The 20887-nt window shown below is 61.2% G+C and carries 21 protein-coding genes; 14 read left to right on the top strand and 7 right to left on the bottom strand.

Annotated elements, in window-relative coordinates; genetic code table 11:
* Nucleotides 1–176 precede the first annotated feature (176 nt).
* A complete protein-coding gene (locus F757_RS0132370; protein ID WP_013342254.1) occupies nt 177–446 on the top strand; it encodes a DUF1488 domain-containing protein in 270 nt (89 codons plus the stop codon).
* A gap of 1021 nt (nt 447–1467) precedes the next feature.
* Nucleotides 1468–1941 (top strand): hypothetical protein, encoded by a 474-nt coding sequence (locus F757_RS0132365; protein ID WP_013342255.1) that lies wholly within the window; start codon nt 1468–1470, stop codon nt 1939–1941.
* Between the two features lie 58 nt (nt 1942–1999).
* On the opposite strand, the gene F757_RS0132360 is transcribed toward F757_RS0132365, so the two are convergent.
* Nucleotides 2000–3964, bottom strand: a complete 1965-nt coding sequence (locus F757_RS0132360) for a hypothetical protein (protein ID WP_027214974.1) — start codon at nt 3962–3964, stop codon at nt 2000–2002.
* Nucleotides 3965–4351: 387 nt separating this feature from the next.
* Between F757_RS0132360 and F757_RS0132350 the strand changes: the two genes are divergently transcribed.
* The 4 genes from F757_RS0132350 (at nt 4352) to F757_RS0132335 (ending at nt 6978) form a co-directional block, all read left to right on the top strand.
* Nucleotides 4352–4705: a YciI family protein gene (locus F757_RS0132350; RefSeq protein WP_027214973.1), complete on the top strand. Its 354-nt coding sequence runs from the start codon at nt 4352–4354 to the stop codon at nt 4703–4705.
* 142 nt (nt 4706–4847) lie between these two features.
* A complete protein-coding gene (locus F757_RS0132345; RefSeq protein ID WP_027214972.1) occupies nt 4848–5261 on the top strand; it encodes a YciI family protein in 414 nt (137 codons plus the stop codon).
* A gap of 30 nt (nt 5262–5291) precedes the next feature.
* On the top strand, nt 5292–5699 hold the full coding sequence (locus tag F757_RS0132340) for a VOC family protein (RefSeq protein WP_013342259.1): 408 nt from the start codon (nt 5292–5294) through the stop codon (nt 5697–5699).
* A 4-nt stretch (nt 5700–5703) separates the two neighbouring features.
* The gene (locus tag F757_RS0132335; protein ID WP_027214971.1) at nt 5704–6978 is read left to right on the top strand and encodes an RNA polymerase sigma factor; all 1275 of its coding nucleotides are present in this window, start codon (nt 5704–5706) and stop codon (nt 6976–6978) included.
* Nucleotides 6979–7413: 435 nt separating this feature from the next.
* Here the strand turns inward: F757_RS0132335 and F757_RS0132330 are convergent, their stop codons facing one another.
* From F757_RS0132330 to F757_RS0132320, 3 genes are all read right to left on the bottom strand, one after another.
* Complete coding sequence (locus tag F757_RS0132330) at nt 7414–8031, bottom strand: LysE family translocator (RefSeq protein WP_027214970.1); 618 nt, start codon at nt 8029–8031, stop codon at nt 7414–7416.
* Between the two features lie 12 nt (nt 8032–8043).
* Nucleotides 8044–8622 (bottom strand): DUF4337 domain-containing protein, encoded by a 579-nt coding sequence (locus tag F757_RS0132325; protein WP_027214969.1) that lies wholly within the window; start codon nt 8620–8622, stop codon nt 8044–8046.
* 126 nt (nt 8623–8748) lie between these two features.
* Complete coding sequence (locus tag F757_RS0132320) at nt 8749–9693, bottom strand: AEC family transporter (protein ID WP_027214968.1); 945 nt, start codon at nt 9691–9693, stop codon at nt 8749–8751.
* A 137-nt stretch (nt 9694–9830) separates the two neighbouring features.
* Between F757_RS0132320 and F757_RS0132315 the strand changes: the two genes are divergently transcribed.
* Both F757_RS0132315 and F757_RS0132310 read left to right on the top strand, forming a co-directional pair.
* A complete protein-coding gene (locus F757_RS0132315; RefSeq protein WP_027214967.1) occupies nt 9831–10697 on the top strand; it encodes a LysR family transcriptional regulator in 867 nt (288 codons plus the stop codon).
* 180 nt (nt 10698–10877) lie between these two features.
* Nucleotides 10878–11423 (top strand): GNAT family N-acetyltransferase, encoded by a 546-nt coding sequence (locus F757_RS0132310; RefSeq protein ID WP_027214966.1) that lies wholly within the window; start codon nt 10878–10880, stop codon nt 11421–11423.
* A 44-nt stretch (nt 11424–11467) separates the two neighbouring features.
* Here the strand turns inward: F757_RS0132310 and F757_RS0132305 are convergent, their stop codons facing one another.
* Nucleotides 11468–12205, bottom strand: coding sequence for a GNAT family N-acetyltransferase (locus F757_RS0132305; RefSeq protein WP_027214965.1), 738 nt, complete (start codon nt 12203–12205; stop codon nt 11468–11470).
* A gap of 114 nt (nt 12206–12319) precedes the next feature.
* Here F757_RS0132305 and pdxR point away from each other — a divergent pair, with 114 nt between their 5' ends.
* The 3 genes from pdxR to F757_RS0132290 all read left to right on the top strand — a co-directional run bounded on the left by pdxR (nt 12320) and on the right by F757_RS0132290 (nt 15111).
* The gene (gene pdxR, locus F757_RS0132300) at nt 12320–13852 is read left to right on the top strand and encodes a MocR-like pyridoxine biosynthesis transcription factor PdxR (protein WP_027214964.1); all 1533 of its coding nucleotides are present in this window, start codon (nt 12320–12322) and stop codon (nt 13850–13852) included.
* 196 nt (nt 13853–14048) lie between these two features.
* Nucleotides 14049–14444, top strand: a complete 396-nt coding sequence (locus tag F757_RS0132295) for a hypothetical protein (protein WP_027214963.1) — start codon at nt 14049–14051, stop codon at nt 14442–14444.
* A gap of 67 nt (nt 14445–14511) precedes the next feature.
* Entirely contained in the window at nt 14512–15111 is a 600-nt protein-coding gene (locus tag F757_RS0132290; RefSeq protein WP_027214962.1) for a flavin reductase family protein, read from the top strand.
* On the opposite strand, the gene F757_RS0132285 is transcribed toward F757_RS0132290, so the two are convergent.
* The gene (locus tag F757_RS0132285) at nt 15018–15545 is read right to left on the bottom strand and encodes a GNAT family N-acetyltransferase (RefSeq protein ID WP_027214961.1); all 528 of its coding nucleotides are present in this window, start codon (nt 15543–15545) and stop codon (nt 15018–15020) included. The genes F757_RS0132290 and F757_RS0132285 overlap by 94 nt on opposite strands.
* Nucleotides 15546–16065: 520 nt before the next feature.
* Here F757_RS0132285 and F757_RS0132280 point away from each other — a divergent pair.
* The 3 genes from F757_RS0132280 to F757_RS0132270 all read left to right on the top strand — a co-directional run bounded on the left by F757_RS0132280 (nt 16066) and on the right by F757_RS0132270 (nt 19775).
* Complete coding sequence (locus tag F757_RS0132280) at nt 16066–17112, top strand: DNA cytosine methyltransferase (protein ID WP_027214960.1); 1047 nt, start codon at nt 16066–16068, stop codon at nt 17110–17112.
* On the top strand, nt 17109–18755 hold the full coding sequence (locus F757_RS0132275) for a TIGR02391 family protein (RefSeq protein WP_027214959.1): 1647 nt from the start codon (nt 17109–17111) through the stop codon (nt 18753–18755). The genes F757_RS0132280 and F757_RS0132275 overlap by 4 nt, the downstream gene beginning before the upstream one ends.
* 531 nt (nt 18756–19286) lie before the next feature.
* A complete protein-coding gene (locus tag F757_RS0132270) occupies nt 19287–19775 on the top strand; it encodes a hypothetical protein (RefSeq protein ID WP_027214958.1) in 489 nt (162 codons plus the stop codon).
* A gap of 115 nt (nt 19776–19890) precedes the next feature.
* On the opposite strand, the gene F757_RS0132265 is transcribed toward F757_RS0132270, so the two are convergent.
* Nucleotides 19891–20724 (bottom strand): AraC family transcriptional regulator, encoded by an 834-nt coding sequence (locus F757_RS0132265; RefSeq protein ID WP_027214957.1) that lies wholly within the window; start codon nt 20722–20724, stop codon nt 19891–19893.
* Between the last annotated feature and the right edge of the window lie 163 nt (nt 20725–20887).

The following is a 20887-nucleotide window of genomic DNA, read 5'->3' as shown; positions in this document are numbered from 1 at the left end:
TTCATCCAGTCACCCAGAAATGCACGCGTTCCCACCTTCGCTTACGATGGATGTAATCGCCGCGCAGTAGCCGATTCATCAGCGGAAAGCCATGCGGGCTTGTGTGTGTATTCAGTTTTGTTCGGTGTCGTTCGTTGATGAGGGCGGACGGCATAACCAACTTTGCGAGGTGGGCCATGGAGATTATCGAGCTTGAACCTAGCGTCTCGGCAGACGGGCGCGCGGTGATTTTCCAGCTTTCGGCGCGAGGACGGGACCTCGAATGCGCCGTCACGCGTGAAGCGCTGGAGCAGCATTTCTGGCTGCAACGCGGTGCTGCGGAAGACCGCATGCTGAAGACATTTGCCGATGGCCGCAAACGCATTACCGCCGTGGCCGAAAGAAAGATGCTGGCCCGGCCGGGCGAGAAAGTCCTGCTGACCATCAGCGACTTTGCCGCGCGCTAATGTCCGTTGCTTAATGTCCGTTACCGTATGCGCACGCAGCGTCGGCATGACGTTGCGTGCGTTTTCGTTGTATCGTCTCCGGTTGCGTTGAGTTGGCGCGGCGGCGCGCGGTAGCCGTAGTCGCATTAGCCTTATTTGCTGTCTTGCGGTTTCTCTCCTGCAGTGCTCCCCCACATGCGTCCCCGATTGTTACGCTCATTCGTCAAACAGGCGTCGCAAATCCCTTCCTTTTGCCCAATTGCCTGGGCCCTCGCTCGCATAAACTGTTTTCCATGGAGCGACAAAACACCGAGCCCATCGATGCGGTCTTCCCCCCGCGTCGTTTTGAACCGTACCGTTGATGGCAGTTCGCCGCGGTGGTCAACGCGGCAGTGCAGTAAGCAACACGAAGTAGAAGCAAGGCAATTGGCGCAGTGGCAGGTCAAGCAGCAAATCGTTGTTCGCAGTTTTTGCCGTACTAGCAGTGGTTGAATCAGCAGAATGTGTGTTTGCGGTGGAGGTAGCGGTAGTAGCAGCAGCGGTGGCAGCAGCAGTAGTTGTGTAATGGCAGTCGCAGTGGTTATGTAATCGCAGTAGCGGTACTAGCAGTAGCAGTAGTCGTAGCAGTGCCAGCAGCACCAGCAGTAGTAACCGCAATCGCAGTATCAGTTGACATCGCAACCAACGTCTTGGCAGTGGCAGTAAAGCTTGCAACACACTTTTTCGCAGCAGCAGTAATACCAGAAGCAGCAACAGCTCTATCAGTTTCGATGGTCACAAGTCTGCGAGCATCCACGCGCAAGCACGACTCTTCCATCCTGTCCGGCCCTGTTCTCTCGCGGGAACAGGGCTTTTTTTTCGTCTATGTCGTGGACGCCCGGGAATTTCCGCGTTTAAGCCGGTCTTAATAAAGGCTTGCCATCATGCTTACACAGACTCACATTAGAGGCTGTCGAGCCGCCGGCGCATCGGCGGCATTCGTCGCCGGAAAATCGTACCGATCTGGCGATGAAGCCGAGAGTTAGCGAAGGAGGTTGAACGTATGTCCAGTAAATCGCGAGTCCGCAAACACAATCGGCCGGCCATGTCGCCGCTGCTGCGTGCGCTGACCCATAGCCGTACCGCGCACGAGCCGGTCACCGCCACGTTGATCCTGCAGTGCTATGCGGCGCTCGACGCATTCCGGCGCGGCCACGGCTCGCGGGATCTGCACATGACGCTGAGCAGGCATTTGCTGGTGTCGCAGGAACTCGCGCGTCTGGGCCTGGGCGAAGACGCACTCGACGATATTCAGCGCGGGCACGCTGCGATGGTTCATCTGGATCAACGCGAGCAGCGGACCGGCGCATGGACGCTAAGCGACGACGAATACGCCAGCCTCTGCACGGCTGTGGCGATTCTCGACGGGCAATTCGCGGTTGCGTCGTTGAGCGAGATTGCCAGCGCCCAGGCGCGCATGATCGAAGGCCTGATGCGCTCTGCGCGCACCAACGCGCTGGCCGACGCGGTGCTGTGACGCCCGCATCGGCTTGAGATGATCACACGCCCCGCATGGGGCGTGTTTAACGCGGCGGTTAATCGTTGTACTGCGTCACGGCGTAGTAGCCGATGCCCTGTTGACTGCCGCCGAGTTCGACCACGCGCGACGCACCTGAGGTCAACGCGGGGAACGGGCAATTGGTGCATGTCTGCGCACCGAATGAATCAATGCCCGCGCTCACCGTTGTCTGATATTGACCAAGCGTCGTGTTGTTCGGTTTGCCGACTGCAAAGCCGTCTATCTCCCCATTCACACCCGCCAGCGTCAGCCCCGATGCCTGGATTCGCACCGAGTTCACCGGATAAGCCACGTCCTGTCCATTGACGAGGCTCGACCAGCTCACGCTCATCGCGTACTGAATGCCGGCGAGCGATCCGCGAGGCGTGAGAAACTGCGTCGCGAAGTCCGGCAGCAAGGTCGGCCATGCTACGGTTGCGCCCGCCGCCGCGCCGAGCGGGCTGCCCGGATTGATCACCTGCGACTGGCCGAGCTTCGCGCCGTTGCTGTCGTAGAACGTAACCGTGTAGGTTGCAAAGAGCGGAACCTTGCTGACATCGACAGCCTGCGCGGCGTACACGCCGCTCGAAGCGGGTGGCGCGAAGCTCGCCGTCGACGACAGAGATTGCCACGACCAGCGATACATGGATGTGCCGCTTGCGCTCATTGCGGGCGTGACCGGCGCGGCGCTCAATGCGGCATCGGCAAGACCCAGCGCGCTATTGCCCGCGGCGGCACGCGACAGCAGCCAGACTGGCGCGGCGAGGCCCGGACCGCTGACGGACGCGGAGTAAACACCAAGGTTCCGCGAAGTGGGAATCGTGATGTCGAGCCCGGACTCGTAGCGGTTCACGTCGTTAAGCCGCGTATCGAGAAACGTGGTGCGCTGCATTCGCGAATTAATCGACACCGCGAATTGCGACTGATTGCCGATCAGGTTCCAGCCAAGCTGCGTGCCGTTGGCCAGCGTCACCGGCGCTGTCATTTGTTGCGCGATGCTGTACGCAGCGGTTGCGGTGCCGTCCGCGAGCGTAAGGGGAATCTGCACGAGCGCCTGTTGCTTGCCGTTGCGCGTGAAGAAGGCAAGAGTTTTCGGCGAGCCGAAGCGCGCGCCCATCAGCAATGCGTCGGACAAGCCCTGGCCGACGGCGAGGTCGCTTGAACCGTTGTCCAGATAAGTCGCGTCGATGGCCGGCGAGCACGACGTATTCAGCGCGCCCGTCGCGGCGCACGCGGTCAGCAGCGACGCGAGCGGCTCGAGATAATTTGCCGCGACGGAAGGCGCGGCGAGTTTCGTCGACAGCCCCGTCTGCTTGTTCAACGCGATCGTGTTGCCGGGCGCGGCATTCGACGCGAGCAACAGGCCACCGTTTGCGCCAGGAACGAGCAACAGCGTGTCGATGACCGCGTCCGCGCCCGTGTGATTCGGCGTGAACGCCGTGCCCACAGGATTGAAACCGGCCGCCTGAAGGCCGTTTTGCGTGAGCACGTCGGCGAGTATTGCGTCGAGCGTGATGATCGCAATCTGAACCGACGACAGCGTGACTTTGGCGAGTGCCGTGCTTGACGCGAGATCGGACAGATTACCCGAGGCCGTCAACATTGCGGCGATTGCGGTGGTCAGCGTGGTGATGTTGGCGATGGCGGGCGCCGTTCCGCTGGGCAACTTGGCGAGCACAGAGACCAGTGGGCGCGACAGGCCGCTCGCGTCCGTTGCGGTGAGCAGGAACGGCGCGGTCATGCCTTTGATCGCGAGCGTGTAGGCGCCCTGGGCGTCGGTAGTTGCGGTGGCCTGCGCGCCGGTGGCGTCCATCAAGGTCACGCTCGCGCCGACCCACGGGCTGCCGCTCGCTACCGTGCCGGTCACGGAGCTTGGCGTCGTGGTCTGCGTACTGGACGAACCGGACCCCGAGCCTGAGCCGCCGCCGCCGCAACCGCCCAGTTGAAGCAAAGCAATAGTCACGGCGGCCGCAATGGCGTTGCGTGCTGACAGTCGATGCATGTGTTTCCCCGATGGTGTGATTTGTTTTGCTTTGAAACCGGCTGCTTATGCCGGCATCAGTTTTCGATTCGCCGCCGTCGCGTTAAATCGTAAAACACTGGTCTCTTTTCTCGCAGATTAATGGCCGGCATTATCGCGGCTGTCAGCGCGTGGGGAGAATACTTCAATCCGCGCCATCGTGCCGCGCGTCGGGTGCAAATCCGCGCGCTGCGAAGCGCTTACGAGTCTTCGTAAAACCGCGCAGCGAGGCGCGCAGTAATCGCCGACGCAGGTTTACCGGAACGATCCGCGCTTGTTAGACTGGCTTTTCGCGTTCATGCTGGGCGCTTTCAATCCTGCTGTACGACTGCCGGGCTGCCGGTCCGCAGCGTAATAACTGGAGACACCATGTCTTATATGCTGCTGATCGTCGAGCCCCCGGAACAACGCGCGGAACGCGGCGAGGCCAAGGGCCGCGAAGTGTACGACCAGATGCTTCGCTTCGGTGCCGACCTCAAGGAGCGCGGCAAACTGCTCGCGGCCGAAGCACTGACTTCCTCCAGCGACGCCGTGCGCGTCCAGGTCCGCGGCGGCCAGCCAAAGCTGCTCGACGGACCCTTCGCAGAAGCAAAGGAAATGATCGGCGGCTTCTACCTGCTGAACACCGAGTCACGCGAAGAAGCCGTGGCAATTGCGCAAGCCTGTCCGGCGGCGACATGGTGCACTGTCGAGGTACGCAAGCTCGGCCCGTGCTTCATGTAGGCGAGCGAATCTTTTTGCTCGGGGTTTTCCCCAGGCGGTGCGACGTATTTGTCGAATCGCTCCTGCATTGCCCGTCGTGTGAGTAAGAGCGGCCAACCGGCCGCGCTCAACCTCACTTCTCACGACAAACGGAGTAACGGCGATGCGATTCATGATCCTGGTCAAAGCGACTGCCGCAAGCGAAGCCGGCGAAATGCCCGAAGCGTCCCTAATGGCGGCAATGGGCGCCTACCACGAAGAACTCGCCAAGGCGGGCGTGCTGCTCGACGCCACCGGTTTGCAGCCAAGCTCGAAAGGCTGGCGCGTTTGCTACAGCGGCGGCCAGCGCACGGTGATTGACGGCCCGTTTGCCGAAACCAAAGAACTGATTGCCGGTTACACCTTGATCCAGGTGCGTTCGCGCGAAGAAGCAATGGAATGGGCGCGGCGTTTTCCGGCGCCGTCCGGCGAACACGTCGACGGGGAAATCGAAGTGAGGCAGCTCTACGAACTGGAGGACTTCGAGCCGAGTCCGGAACTCGAGCGTTTTCGCGAGCTTGAAGCGGGCCGTCGCTGATTTGCCGCCAACCGATTATTGGATTTCATCATGCACAAACAAATCTTTGTGAATCTCGCCGTCGACAATCTCGAACGGTCGAAGGCGTTTTTCAGCGCGCTCGGTTTCAGCTTTGACCCGCAATTCACCAACGAACAGGCGGCGTGTTTGGTCCTCGGTGAAAATCTTTACGCAATGCTGCTGGTGAAAGAGCTGTTCAAATCGTTCACGCGCAAATCGCTTTGTGATCCGAAGGAAAGTACGGAAGCACTTGTTGGTTTGTCATGCGAAAGCCGCGGCGAAGTGGACGCGCTGGTCGCGAAAGCGGTGGCCGCGGGCGGCAGCGTGCCGCGCGCGCCGCAGGACTACGGCTTCATGTATGGCCACGGCTTCGAAGACATAGACGGCCATATCTGGGAACTGATCTACATGGACCCGAACGCCAGAGCGGCGGGCTGACTCTGTGACGAAACTGGCCACTCATCGTGCCATCGAGGCCGTCTGGCGGATCGAGTCCGCCAAGGTTATCGCCCACGTCGCGCGGATGGTGCGCGACGTCGGGCTCGCCGAAGAACTGGCGCAAGACGCGCTGGTGTCGGCGCTCGAGCATTGGCCCGACGCCGGCGTACCCGACAATCCTGGAGCGTGGCTGATGGCAACAGCAAAAAAGCGCGCGCTCGACCGCTTGCGGCAGGAAGCACTGCACGCACGCAAGCGCCAGGAGCTGGGCCACGACATGGACGCGCTCGAGGCGCATCTCGTGCCCGATTTCGTCGACGCACTGGACGCCGCGCGTGCCGACGACATCGGCGACGACTTGCTGCGGCTCGTATTCACCGCGTGTCATCCGGTGTTGTCGACGGACGCCCGCGTCGCGCTCACGCTGCGCCTGCTCGGCGGCCTGACGACCGACGAAATCGCGCGCGCGTTTCTTGTGCCGGAGCCGACCATCGCGCAACGAATCGTGCGGGCGAAGCGCACCCTTTCGGCGGCAAAAGTGCCGTTCGAGGTGCCGCAGGCTGAAGCACGGGCGCCCAGGCTCGCGTCGGTGCTGCAAGTGATCTACCTGATTTTCAACGAAGGCTATTCCGCCACCGGCGGCGACGACTGGATGCGCCCGGCGCTCTGCGAGGAAGCGCTGCGGCTTGGGCGCGTGCTCAGCGGCCTCGTGCCCGACGAAAGCGAGGTGCACGGCCTTGTCGCGTTGATGGAGATTCAGGCTTCGCGCATGCATGCGCGCACCGACGCGCAAGGCCGCCCGGTGCTGTTGCTCGATCAGGATCGCAGCCGTTGGGACCCGCTGTTGATTCGCCGCGGACTGGCTGCGCTTAGCACGGCACACGCGTTGGGCGGCGCGAGCGGGCCATATGCGTTGCAGGCGGCGCTGGCCGCATGTCATGCGCGCGCGCATCGGGCGGAGGACACGGATTGGGCGCAGATCGTCGCTTTGTACGACGCACTGGCGCAGGTGGCGCCTTCGCCGGTTGTCGAGTTGAACCGTGCGGTTGCGGTGGGCATGGCATTCGGTCCGGCTGCGGGACTTGAGATCGTGGATGCGCTCGCCGCCGACGCAAGGCTGGCGAACTATCACTGGCTGCCGAGTGTGCGCGGCGATCTGCTTGCCAAACTCGGCCGCATGGACGAAGCGCGCGCGGAGTTCCAGCGCGCTGCCGCAATGACGGGCAATGCACGCGAACGCGAGCTGCTGCTCGAACGGGCGCGCTCCGCCATGCAGTAGGCCGCGGCGAGTTTGTGCGCATAAACTCGCCGCGCGTCTGCCCGTCTGCCCGTCTACCCGTCTACCCGTCTGCCCGTCTGCCCGTCTGCCCGTCTGCCCGTCTGCCCGTCCGCCCGTCCGCCCGTCCGCCCGTGCACCCGTGCACCCGTGCACCCGTCCACCCGTCCACCCGTCCACCCGTCCACCCGTCCACCCGTCCACCCGTCCACCCGTCCACCCGTCCACCCGTCTGCGAGTCCGCGAGTCCGTCCGTCCAGCCGCCCAGCCACCCAGCCACCCAGCCACCCAGCCGCTCAGCCGCTCAGCCGCCCATCCGCCCATCCGCCCATCCGCCCATCCGCCCATCCGCCCATCCGCCCAGCCGCCCATCCGCCCAGCCGCCCAGCCGCGGCGCACGGCAACCCGCGTCGGTGAGGGCAGGTGCCGCGCAAGCCGTCACCGAAGCAACTGACGCACACCCAGCGCAATAATAACGCCGCCGCACACGCGGTCGACCCACGCCTTGCTGCGCCGATATGCCGACGCTATGTGCGCCTGCGACAGCGTCAACGCGACAAAGCCATACCAGCTGCTTGCCACGACGAACACCATGCCAAGCATCGCCAGAAAGGTGTCAATGGTCTCGTTCGGCGGTGCCGCCGACGAAAACACCGCAGCGAAGAACGCGACCGATTTGGGGTTCGCGATATTCGTCGCGAAGCCTTGCACGAACGCCTGACGGAGGCTGCCGTTCGCTGCTTGCACCGTCTGCTGGTGCTTGCCTCGCGAAGCCTTGAAGATGAGCCGTCCGCCGAACCACAGCAGATAGGCGGCGCCTGCCACCTTCACGGCGAACGCGAGCCACGGAAACGCCGCAAACACAATGCCGACGCCCAGGATCGCGCAACTCGCCCAAAAGAGGTTGACGAGCACGATGCCCGCCACCACCGCAAGCGCTTCGACGCGCGTAGCCGACGCGGCCTTATGGGCGACGGCAACGAAGTTCGGGCCGGGAATCACCACGCCCGCCACATAGACGGACAACACGCCGAGAACGGCTGCGCTATCAACCACGCCGAGCTCCTTTCAGGACGCGAAAAATGCCAGCGCGCCGGTTGCGACGCCCGCCAGCGCGACCACGAAAGAAACATTGCGCAGCCACTTCTTGCGCGTCAGCAACGTGATCGCGCACAACGCGATGGCGACCTGAATGAGCGTGGTGGCCTGCGCCCAGCGATGGTGGCCATGCAACAGCGCTTCGCTTTTCGTGTCGTTGTCGAGCACTTCTTTTTCAAATGCTTCCGCTTTGGCGCGAATCGGCTCTTTCTGCTGCTTGTACTTGTCGACGTCCGCGACAAATTTTGCGTGCGCCTCGGAGTTCTCGCCCGACAGCGCCGCGCCGAGCTCGGCCAGGTTCTGCTTCTCGCCCTTGGCCTGGTAGTAGTTCCATTGGTTCGAGGCTTCCGTCTTCTTGATGGCGGCTTCGTTCTTGTAGTACAGCGCGAGGTTTTCGCTATTGCCGCTTTGGTACGCGCATAGCGCGCCGATTGTCGCGAGCACCGCCGTGATGACGGCCATGCGGCTCCCGAAAGAGTCCGCGTCGTGATTACCGGCGTGATGCACCGCATGGTCGTGCGGACCGTGCACTTCATACTCTTCAGACATCAGATTCTCCAAGGCAAACTGTCTTGTTTCGCCGGGCGTCGCGAGCGCCCGGCGGCATGAATCTTAGCCTGTGATGCGGCACGGCTGGAAAAACGGTGCGTCTGGCAGAGGCTAGGGCGTTCTGGTTCAGGTGCGATGGCCCATCCATAGCAGGAGAAGCGAGAGCGTGACGACGGAACCCAGCGTCGACAGCAGGATGGTGCGCGACGTGATGTGCGCTTCGCGGTCGTAGAACTCCGCCAGCATGAAGGGTCCCGTGCCGGTGGGCAGCGCCACCAGCACGACCGCCATTTCGACCAGCGCCGGCGAGAGCCCGAAGACGCGCGCGGCGAGCCACCATGTCAGCGCCGGCTGCGCAATCAGCTTCACGAGCGTTAGCAGCCACGCAATGCCGCGCGTGCCGGGCGGCGACGGACGCTTTTCCGCGAGAAACAAGCCGAGGCTCACCAACGCGCAGGGACTGGCCGCGCCGCTCAGCAGCTTGAGAAACGTCTCCGCGCTCGCGGGCAGCGGCACGTGCGTGCTGGCGAACAGCGCCCCTGCGACAGGGGACACGATCAGCGGATTGCGCGCCAGAGAGCCGAGCACTTTCAGGCCGAGTTTGTGCGGTGTGCGTTCTGTCTGCAAACCGATTTCGATCAACACGATGGCGCCCGCGAACAGCACGCACGCCACCAGAATGGTCGCGATGGTGGTGGGCGTGAGGCTCGCCTGACCGAACGCGATCAGGCCGAGCGGAAAGCCGATGTAGCCCGTGTTCGGATATGAGGCGGCGATGGCGTCGACACTCGCGTCGGCGAGATGCCGGCCGTTCACAAGGCGCACGACGAGAATCAGCGCAAAGATGCCCGCACATGCCACCGAAAACGTAATGACGAAGGCAGGCTGATACAGCTGCTGCCACGTGGCGCGCGCCATGGTGTCGAAGAGCAGCGCAGGGAGGGCGAGCCACACCACGAAGCGATTGAGCTCCGACGCCGAGTTCGGCCCGAGCACACCTCGCCGGCGGCAGGCAAAGCCCGCGAATATGAGGCCGAAGACGGGAAGCAGAATCTCGAGAGTGGCTAGCATCGGTGTAAAGCGCGTGAGCGAAGGCGCGAATAGGAAGGGCGACGCGTCAGCGTAGTGATTTGCGTTGATACAATCCAATACTGTTTTTTGGCTCCGGCGATACCTTTTATGCATCGTCGAAATGAATGGGTGAAACCGTGCTCGACATCAAGCCGCTGCGCTACTTCGTGACGCTGGCCGAGACGCGCCATTTCGGGCGTGCGGCGACGCGCCTGAATCTGTCGCAGCCTCCGTTAAGCCGCCAACTCGCGGCATTGGAAGCGAGCCTCGGCGTGACGCTGATCGAGCGCAGCCCTCGCAGCGTGACGCTCACTGCCGCGGGCGAGCGCTTTTACGCGGATGCCAAAGCGATTCTCGCTTCGGTGGAGCAGGCGGTGAGCAATGCCCAGGCAGCGGCGTCCGGCAACGCGGGCAAGCTCGCCATCGGCTTCACCATGTGCGCGGCCTATAGCGTGGTGCCGGGTTACGCGCGGGCGTTCGGTGCGGCATATCCCGAGGTTGCATTGAATCTGCGCGAGGTGGTGTCCAACGATCTTGCCGCGCAGGTCGTGGCGGGGCACATCGACGCGGCCATCATGTTTCCGCATCAGCCGGACAAGGGGCTGGCCACGCGCACGATTCTGCGCGAGCCGCTTTGCGTGGCGTTATCGCGCGCTCATCCGCGAGCCCGCGCGCGGCGGCTCGCCATTGCGCAATTGGCCGGTGAGCCGTTCGTGCTCGCATCCGAGGAAGTGGCGCCCACTTTGCGCGCCGCGATTCTCGATCATTGTCGCTCGGGTGGTTTCGAGCCGGACGTTCGGTTCGAAGTGCAATTGCAGCAGACGGTGCTGAGTCTCGTTGACGAAGGCGTGGGTGTCGCGCTCGTGCCGGCTTCCATGCGCAAGGCGCAGCTTGCGGGCGTGGTGTTCAAGCCGCTGGTCGATGCACCTTTAATCGAGCAGGTGCTGGCGTGGTCGCCGGGTAATCGGAATCCTTGCTTGGGGCGGTTTTTGGAGTTGGCGTAGGGAGCGCGGCCGTCCTTGTTCCCGCCATTGCCCTTATGCTTGCTTGCGTTCGATGGCGCGTAACAACGGACTGTCTTTCTTTGCCCGACAATGCCTGCGGCCGCGCTGAGCGGAAAAGATATTATCATTTAGGTAAGCGTAATAACTGAATGAACACAGTTCGTTGAAACGAGATTCTCTATTTGTTATGTCCAATCACCCCCCACCCTCACCACCGCCCGCCTCACCCTTCGCGCGCCCACCCGCGACGACTTCCCGGACAGCCTTGTCATGTGGTCCGATGCCGAGGTAGTCCGCTTTATCGGCGGCAAGCCATTTACACGCGAGGAAGTGTGGGCGCGACTACTGCGTTACGTCGGTCACTGGGCGTTGCTCGGCTACGGCTTCTGGGTGGTGCGCGAAACAGAAAGCGGGCGGTTCGTGGGCGAAGTCGGCTTTGCGGATTTCCAGCGTGACATGGAGCCTTCATTGACCGGCACGCCAGAGATTGGCTGGGCATTGAGTTCGTCGATGCACGGCAAAGGCTATGCGACCGAAGCCGTGCGTGCCGCCATTGCTTGGGCCGATGAGACATGGCCGAGCGTGGCCACGGCCTGCATCGTGGCGCCTCAGAACGAAGCGTCGCTGCGAGTCGCGCACAAAACCGGCTATCGCGAGCAACTTCGCACCGCATACAAAGGCCAGCCGACCATCGTGTTGCGGCGCGCGCCACTCGCGTCCGAATAGGTAGCCCAGCACCCGCCGCCTTCCACCCGCCTCACTCCCCAGCGTCAACCCGCGTCCCCGGTCCCCGCCCTTTGCCGCGCAATCAGATCGCCCAGCTTGTGAACCTGCCGGCCTTCGGCATTAAAATTCGCGTCGTCGAGCCAACGTGGATAGCTCGCACGCAGCGCGGGCCATTCACTGTCGATAATCGAAAACCACGCCGTATCGCGGTTGCGCTGACGATAAACAATCGCCTGCCGGAAAACACCTTCGAACGTGAAGCCATAACGCAGCGCCGCCGCGCGCGACGGTTCGTTCAGCGAATCGCATTTCCATTCGAAGCGCCGATAGCCGAGTTCATCGAACACATATTGCATGAGCAGGAACATCGCCTCGGTCGCCACGCGCGTGCGCTTCAGACGCGGCGAGTACACCGCGTGCCCCACTTCGATCACGCCGTTGGCGGCGTCGATACGCATCAGCGCAAAGGTGCCGACCGCCTTTCCGCTCGCGCTGTCGATCACCGCGTAGTGCAGCGGATCAGCCGATGCAGCGAGGCGCCCCAGATGCTCGCGATACGCGTCGGCGGTCTCGAACGGACCGACGCCGAGATAGGTCCAGTCGCGGCCATCCGCCGCCGAGTTGTATGCGTCGAACAGATCGGCCGCGTGCGCTTCCACGTCCACCGGCTCGATGCGGCAATAGTGTCCCGCGAGCTGCGCGCGTCCGGGCGGCTTCGCGCCGTTCCAGTCGGGCAGCGGCGCGCCAATTGGCTGGCCGTAGGCGTTGCGTCGGGGTTCCATGTGCGTAGTCCTCGCGTTCTGGTCATTGTTGGTCGTCTGAATCAGATGCACGATACGTCAATCGTGGTATGTTAAAAAGATCCAACTCAGACAGATTCGATAGGTCCAGCCGTCATGATCGAAATTATTGGCCCGCTTATTCATACGGCCGCGAACCGTGACAAAGCCCTGCGCGCGAGCGCCAGCGCCCACGCCAACGCCCCGCACAGCGCGCAAAAGCCCGCGCCGCTGCAAAAGCAGTTGATCGAACGCCTGCAGCAGGCCATTCTGGGCGGCCGCTTGCCGGCGGGCTCGCTGTTGCCGTCGTCGCGGTTGCTATCGGCGGAAATGGGCGTGTCGCGCAATACCGTGGTGATCGCGTATGAGCACCTGGCGGCGGTCGGCTATGTGGTCGCGGACAAGAAGGGCACCCGCGTAAGTCCGCTCTCGAGCCGCGCGGCGCGCGGCGAGCCGCCTGCGCAGCCTGCCGCACCCGAGGTGACGTACGCCGCTCGCGTCGGCCAGTTCACGGCCACGCGCACGCATGTCGATAACGCGCTGCCGCTCACGGCCGGCACGCCCGCGCTGGACCGCTTTCCGCTCGCCGCCTGGCGGCGCGCGCTCGAACGGGCGATGGAGCGCTCGCTGCCGCTCGCGCTCGGCTACGGCACGCCGGCCGGTGAACCCGCGCTGCGCGACGCGATTGCTGCCCATCTGCGCATGGCGCGCGGCGTGCGCTGCGAGGGCTCGCAGATCGTGATTACCGAGGGCGCGCAGGAGGCGCTCAACCTGTGCGTGCGGCTTTTCACCAATCCCGGCGACACAGTGTGGATGGAAGACCCCGGTTATCGCGGCGCGAAAGCGGCGTTCAGGCAGGGCGATCTGAGCATCCAGCCGATGCCCGTCGACGCCGAAGGAATCTGCGTGCCGCCCGGCGCGTGGGCCGCGCATCCGCCCAAGCTCATCTACACGTCGCCTGCGCACCAGTATCCGACGGGCGCGGTGCTCTCCGTGGCGCGGCGGCTCGAACTGATCGCCGAGGCGCGCCGCGCTGGCGCGTGGCTGATCGAAGACGATTACGACGGCGAATTCCGCTACTCCGGCGAGCCGATAGCGAGCATGCAGGGCCTCGTGGACGAGGCGCCCGTTCTCTACGTCGGCTCCTTCAGCAAGACGATGTTTCCGGCGCTGCGCATCGGCTTCGTGGTGCTGCCGCGCGCCATCGCCGAGCATGCCGAAGTGGCGGTGTACGAGATGCTGCGCGGCGGGCATCGGCTGGAACAACTGGCGCTCGCGCATTTCATGGAAAGCGGCGAATTCGGGCGGCACCTCGGGCGCATGCGGCGGCTTTATCGCGAGCGGCAGCAGGCATTGCGCGAAGCGCTTACCGCGGACTTTGGCGCGTCGGAGATTCTGGGCGGCGACTGCGGAATGCACCTGACGCTACGGTTGCCCGCGCACATCGACGACGAGACGCTCACCGAACGCGCGTTGGCGAGAGGCCTCGGCCCGCGCGCGCTGTCCGGCTTCGCGCTCGCGCCGCGCGGCGCGACCAACGGCCTTGTGATCGGCTATGGCAATACCGCGGCGGACAAGCTCGCGCCGGCCGTCCGCGTGCTGGCGGAACTGGCTGCGGACATGGAAAAACCGCGTCGGCGGCGCGCTTAAGTTTTTGCGTTTGTCCGCGCGGGGCATGTCGCGCTATCGTGTCGTTTATGCGCGGCGAACTGAACACGTCATGTGGACGGGTCGCCCGCATCATGTTCCGCGCGCCGTGGTGCGCGTCGCCGGATGGCTGTCAGTCCGGGCATGAAGCATCCCTTTGGTGTGGTTTTCTATGACGATTTATCCGAGTGGAGATGACATGAAGGAAATCGAACCGACCCCGTGGTTTGAACTGGCCGTTCACTCGCCCGCGCGCGACGGCTGGTACGAGGTGCAACTGACAAGCGGGGACACGGCCTTTGCGAAATACGGCGAGGGCGAGTGGACCGAGAAGCCGGACGACGAGTTCACGCACTGGCGCGGGCTGTCCGCCGACCCATCGCAAGCGGGGGTGGACGGAGCGCAAGAAGAAGTGAAAGCCGCCGCCGACGGTGCCGAAGCTCCAGCCGAGGCGAAAGACGCCGACGAACCTATCGATGCGGAGGCCACCGCGGCGAACGGCGTACGCGCCGCCTGGAATGCGTTTTTCCCCAGCTTGGCGGAAGAGCAGCATAAGCCGGTGGACGCCGTTCCCAACGGCAAAGCGCCGCATTGACGCGTGAAGGGCGGCGGCTTGCTGGCGGCCGCCCTGACAGGACCAGACCCTCGGGCAAAAATCGAATATGCAAGTTAGCCGGGAACCCGTGGCATTGCCGCGCGCCACGCAGTTACTCAATCATGGGCCTGTGACGATTATCACCAGCGCGCACGGCGGGCGCTCGAACGTGATGGCGGCTTCATGGGCCATGCCGCTCGACTTCAACCCGCCGAAGGTGGTTGTGGTGGTGGACAGCCGCACGCTCACGCGGCAGTTGATTGAAGCAAGCGGCGTATTCGGCTTGCAGCTGCCGAGCCGCAAGTTTGCTGCGCAGACGCTGGCCGTGGGCACCAACGCGGGGCTGGAGATCGACAAGTTCTCCGCGTTTGAACTCGAGACTTTCGCCGCCGAAAAAATCGACGTGCCGATGCTGGCCGGCTGCATTACGTGGATGGAATGCAAGGTGATTCCGGACGACAGCCAGCGACACGACCTGATTATCGGCGAGGTGGTGGCCGCTTACGCGGACAGCCGCGCGTACTCGAACAACCGCTGGCATTTCGGCGACGACCCTGACCTGCGCACCTGCCATTACGTTGCGGGCGGGACGTTCTTTGCGACGGGCGAAGCGTTCGAGGTGTCGCCTGCGGCAAATGCCTTGAGCGCTTCGCCGGCGAGCCGGTAACGCACCCATTCGCTTTGCGCGCTTGCGCCGATGGATTCATAGAAGCCGATGGCGGGCGCATTCCAGTCGAGCACGCTCCATTCGAAGCGGCCGCAGCCGGTCTCGCACGCGATGCCCGCGAGGTGGCGCAGCATCTGTTTGCCTGCGCCGCTGCCGCGCGCTGTGGGCGACACGTAGAGGTCTTCCAGATACAGGCCTTTTTTGCCGAGCCACGTGGAGTAAGAAAAGAAGTAGACGCAAAAGCCGATGGGCTCGCCGTTCATTTCGCAGATGAGCGCCGTTGCCGTGGATGCAGCGGAGAAAAGGCTCGCTTCGATGTCTGCGACGGTGGCGACGACTTCGTGCTCGGCCTTCTCGTACACCGCGAGTTCGGTGATGAAGTGGAGGATGAGCGGGGCGTCGGCGGCGGTGGCGGGGCGGATTTGGGTGGTCAAGGGTGGGGGGGCGATGCGCGTTGGGAAATGTAGGCAATAAGCATAGCAGGAAGCGGCTGGCGTTCCGCAGGAACGGATTCTTTGGGATTTTCCGCAGAGGCTTGGCGCCTGTTCGAACAGTCATCAAGAAAGCAGTTGGCCGTCTTTAACGATTTACGTACGCCCATTTCTACCATGAAGATTGCGCTCGCGATGACCGCTTTTCGAACCTCGCTTTTTCACTGGAAACTAGCCGCCTCCTTCAACATTTTCGGGCCTTCGACCGGGACGGTGGTGAGGACGTGCGTATATTCGCTGTGGCGTTTAGGTGAGATCCGTCGCTCGCGTTCGGCTGCGGGATGTCGGAAGGCTGCGTACAGGCGCCATGCTTCTGGTCAACGTATCGACCGTCGCGAGCGCCCGTGGTCATAACTTTATCGAAAGATGCCCGGTGGAATGTCAAGTTCTTCTCTCGCCAAGAAGCACATTCTTGGCTAACATTCCTTCCAATTAGACATTAACACGACGCCTAGAACTACAAATGACCAAAACCAACTACACTGCAATTGACCTGTTTTGTGGTGCTGGAGGCTTGACGGTGGGGTTGAAGAAGGCGGGGTTTCAAGTCCTTGCGGGAATCGAAAAAGACCCCATCGCCGCTGAAACATACCGAATGAACAATAGAAAATCTCGCATGTATAAAGGTGACATCCGAGATATGTGCCCAGAGCAGGTTATGAGCGACTTGGGACTTAAGCGTGGATCCTTGGACATCCTAGCAGGCTGTCCCCCGTGTCAGGGGTTTTCAAGCCACAGAACCCGCAACAAGGCCGCTTCTATCCACGACGACCGTAATGACCTCATCTTCGAGTTCGTTCGTTTTATCGAAGCAATGCTCCCAAAGACCGTGATGCTGGAAAACGTCCCAGCCCTGGCAAAGGACTGGAGGATTGACGAACTTCAAATAAAGCTCAGGAGTCTTGGATATCACGTGGATGATGCGTTTGCTCAAATTAAGAATGCTGCGGACTACGGGGTTCCCCAGCGACGCAAACGACTTCTCGTCAAGGCATCTCGATTTGGCGTTATTCCGGAAGCAGAAACTGCGCCGCAGCGGCGAACAGTCAAGGATGCAATTTCTGGATTGATGCCGCCGGGACGCAGCGGCGATCCGTTGCACGATCTGCGAGAATTGAGAAGCGAGAAGGTCCAGACTATCATCTCCCTTGTACCAAAGAATGGAGGCTCGCGATCCGACATCCCAAAAAAATACTGGCTAGACTGCCACGTCAGGCGGCCTGACAGTTATCGAGACGTCTATGGTCGGATGGCATGGGCAGATGTTGCGCCAACGATTACCGGCGGATGCACCAATCCTTCGAAAGGTCGATTTCTACACCCTGAAGAAGATCGGGCGATCACACTCCGCGAGGCAGCGCTTTTGCAGACGTTCCCACCGAAATATAGATTTTCAATGGCCGGGGGGAAAGATGCTGCAGCGTTGATGATTGGCAATGCATTGCCACCGGAATTCATTCGCCGTCAAGCCGTTCAATTCAAGGCACATTTGCGGGGAGTCGAGACGTGAGCATATATGAACTGAAGTTTGACCCCAAGACAATCGAGCATCTGGGCGTGAAAATGTATTCCACGCTACCTCCGGCACTTGCAGAATTGATCTCCAACGCATATGACGCGGATGCGGCCAAAGTAGAGGTTGAGTTCCTTGAGCAGAACGGTGCCCCGACTGCGATTACGGTCTACGACGATGGCACTGGGATGTCATCGTCTGACATCCAAGAAAAATTCCTCGTGATCGGTCGAAACCGGCGTAAGGACGATGGCGACAAGCCTTCAAGCAAGTTCAAGCGACTGCCTACAGGAAAGAAGGGATTGGGCAAACTCGCGCTTTTTGGTTTGGCAAAAAATGTTATCGTCGATACAGTAAGGGACGGGCTCCGGAATCGATTCACCTTGAATTGGGACTCCTTGCTGCTGGCGGAAGGTGTTTATAGTCCACAAGCCGACTTAACCGATCAGAAAACAAAAAATAGACGCGGCACGACTATTCAGCTAACCGACCTGAAAAGAAAAAGTCCTTTTGACTTGAATGGGGTGGCAGATAGTCTTGCTCGAATATTCATCGTTGATAAGAACTTTCGGATCATATTAAAGGGGCCTAACGGCAAAAAAATAGAAGTCTCCAATGATCGGAGATATGACAACGTTGAAGAACAATTCAAATGGGAAACTCGCGATCTCGTCAAGACTGGCGACAAATACCATGGTAAGTTGGAGCTTAGCTTCATTACTGCGAAGACGCCGATTCCTCCAAGTTCCGGGCTGAGAGGTGTGGCGATTTTTTCGCGGGGAAAACTTGTTAATCTCCCAGAATATTTCTCCGACAGCGCATCTAGTCACTTCTACCAATATTTGACTGGCTGGATTAAAGCCGACTTCATCGACCTTCTGGATGAAGATGTTATATCGACCAATCGGCAGTCCATTAACTGGGACAACGCCGAGATGGGCGAGTTCAGGAAATATCTCTCGCAATTGATTGCGCGAGTCGGTCAAGACTGGCGTAGAAAACGTGCGGACAAAAAAAATAAAGAACTGAAGAGACAGACGGGAATCGATACTGAAAAGTGGTTTGAAACTCTTCCAGAAAATGTCCTTCAATCGGTGCAGGCGATCGTGAAGGAGATGGGCGGGAACGAAGAGGTGTCCGAGACATATGCGCCAGTGGTACAAGCATTGTATGCGTTGGTTCCTGAATATCCACTTCTACATTGGAGACATTTGCACGAAAGCATAAGAGATGGTGTCTTCGACTACTATAAAAATAAGCAGTACGGCCATGCTGCAGATCAAGGCGCAAAGCTTTATGGTGAGAAAATCCGCACGCTATCTAAAAAGGACATCGACGGTGTCGAACTTGCCAGCGTATTTTCCTTTGCTTTCGAGAATGGTAAATTCAGGAAATATCCCCAAATACAAATATCCGAGTTGGACACAGAATCAAAGAGGAACATGCAAGACGGTCAGCAATTTTTGACGCGAGGGCTGTTCAAAGGATTTAGAAATCCGATCAATCATGCTCCAATGTCGAGCGTTGTTCCGCAAATGATTTCTGAGCTGGATTGCCTGAATATTCTGAGCTTGGTTTCGTATCTCGCGTCGCGATTGGAAAAAGCAGAGATTAATGAGGCGTCGAATTCTAATTGCTAAAGGCAGGTGCCCGGTACCCGTGCAGATCTATTCACGCGCAGGATTTTCATCGTAGGGATCGACGTAATTCATGCCATCCGATCTGCCGAACGCGAAAAGCGTCTTCCGCTGTCTGATCGAGGGCAGCCGGAAGACGCCATTTTTGAAAGAGGGAAGTCAACGAGAGCACAGACGTTCGCGCAATGTCCTCAAGTGAGCCCGCCTTCCCACCCGTCCTACGCCCTTCAGCCAAAATCAAAAAACACCTGCCGAGCCACTTGCAGCACCCTCAATCCCCTACCTTATAATCATCAAGTCGTCGGGAGACACCCGCGACCAGGTTTGACAGCCTGACGTTCCAACCGCACACCCGCCCATGCGGGTCGTGCGTCTATCTCTGCGCGTCTATATTTCAATGGGCGGGCGGTGGTGAGGGAGCCGCAAGGCTCGCCGGATCGTTGGAACGCCGGTCTGTCAACCACATCACATGCCCGCTCACCCTTCCCAAAGCGTGCCCGGGCGACCCACCAAATCAAGGGAGATCGCACCGCCATGACCAAGCCAAGCAAGTCAACCAAGCCCGAAGCAACGCTCTCACGTCCCCCCGTCGACGCTCTCCAATACGAAAAGCTCGCCCTCTCCGCGTTCGACCTCTGCGACCGGAGCCTGACTCAACTGGACACACTGATCACACTCGCGTCCTCAATATGTAGGAATCCTGCTATTACGCGCGACGAGCGTCAGCGTCGTCAGAAGCTGCTCGAACTGCTGATCGAAACCGCAGAGCAATATCAGCAGGAGCTCGAATGCGACCGCGAGCTTTTCCAGGTCATCGCATTGGATGCAAAGGGCGTCCCGCACAGCCGCATCACCGCGCGCCACGCGGCGAACCTGCTGAGGGAGGCATCGCAGAAAGGCGGCGCGTCGCAGGCCACGGCGAACAGCAAACGCCGCAAAAGCCCGTCCGCGAAAAGCGCCGCGGCGTTGACCGTGGACCTCGCTTCGCGTCCGCTCGTCGCGCGACGCCAGGTCGAACACTGAGCGAATATTGAGCGAACACCGAGCCGCAGAGACAACGGCGGGCAACAGCAATGCCGCATAACGGGCTAGAACGATAAAACGCGCGACAACCCGCCCGCCCACGACTCAACCAGAATCACGCCTTCAAAGGCAACCAGATCTCGAACCCGCCCATTCCGCTAAGCGGATCGAACTTCTCGTCGTAGCGCTCGAAGCTGGGCGCATCGGCGGGGGCCTGGCCCGATGCCGGCAACCACGTGTTCCAGATGCTGTTCCACGTGCGCCCCACCGTCGACACATGCTCGCGGTGGCTAAACACCGCATAGCGCTGCGCGGCAATTCGCAAGCGGCTGAGTTCGGCGGGCAAGGCCGAGAAGTCGCGCACTTCCACGCCGCACAGGTAGTCCATGTTGCCGGCGTCGTCCGCGTTGTAGCAGACGCCATACGCCACGTTGCCCACCTGGCCGGGCACTTTGCCGAAGTACTCGTTAAAGCGCTGCCACTGCGACGGAATCGCGGCGGCGCCCTCCAACGTATAGCGCTCGCCCAGACCGGCGACGAGAAACGGCCTGCCGTCTTCAAAGCGCGGCGGCTCGAGATGCGTGAGATGGGTTTCGTCCATTTTGATCGGCTCCACGATGACAGGGTTGTCGAGATGACCACGCGCGCGCAGCGCTTCGGGCGTGAGTCCGAATTGCTCGCGAAACGCGCGCGTGAATGCTTCGTGAGAGCCGTAACCGGCGTCGATGGCAACCGTCAGTATGTCCGGCGCGCCGTCCGCGAGCCGTCGCGCGGCCTCGCTTAAGCGCCGCCCGCGCACATAGCGCATGACCGGCATGCCCGTCGCCGCTTCGAAAGCGCGCGCCAGGTGAAAGCGCGACACGCATGCGCAGTTGGCAATGTCGTCGAGCGTGAGTTCTTCTGCAAAGTGGCTTTCGACAAACCACAGCGCTTTTCTAACCGGATTCATAGCGGCCCTCATGTCAGCAGGAGGCCAGCATAGCCGCACGCCAACGCGTGCATTTGATCGCGCTTGCGGTTTTGCAGTCGGCCCACGCAACGCATTTTGCGCACACGCCGCAACGGCTGGCGCTCGCGCGGTCACAACCGCGAGCGCATCCAAGCAACACAGC

This window comes from Burkholderia sp. WSM2232, assembly GCF_000472545.1.
Classification (GTDB): domain Bacteria; phylum Pseudomonadota; class Gammaproteobacteria; order Burkholderiales; family Burkholderiaceae; genus Paraburkholderia.
This window is presented reverse-complemented; position numbering and strand designations above follow the sequence as displayed.